This is a genomic window from Corynebacterium lipophiloflavum DSM 44291, assembly GCF_000159635.1.
In the GTDB taxonomy this organism is placed as follows: Bacteria; Actinomycetota; Actinomycetes; order Mycobacteriales; family Mycobacteriaceae; genus Corynebacterium; species Corynebacterium lipophiloflavum.
This window is the reverse complement of the sequence record NZ_GG667263.1, coordinates 1-207: the sequence shown is the minus strand read 5'-3', so window position 1 is coordinate 207 and position 207 is coordinate 1. Positions and strand designations below refer to the sequence as shown.

Annotated in this window: 1 pseudogene; it reads left to right on the top strand. The window is 49.8% G+C overall.

Annotated elements, in window-relative coordinates:
• Window positions 1-77: 77 nt before the first annotated feature.
• A pseudogene (locus tag HMPREF0298_RS12035) lies at window positions 78-207 on the top strand (30S ribosomal protein S5); the annotation flags it as partial.

Here is a 207-nt window from a genome sequence, read left to right as displayed (position 1 = left end):
GCCCGTGAAGCTGGCCTTCAGTTCTAAGGTAGAGGTGTAAGATGGCTCACATCGAAAAACAAGCTGGCGAACTGCAGGAAAAGCTGATCGCGGTAAACCGCGTATCTAAAACCGTTAAAGGTGGTCGTATTTTCTCCTTCACAGCTCTGACTGTAGTTGGCGATGGTAACGGTCGCGTTGGTTTTGGTTACGGTAAAGCGCGTGAAG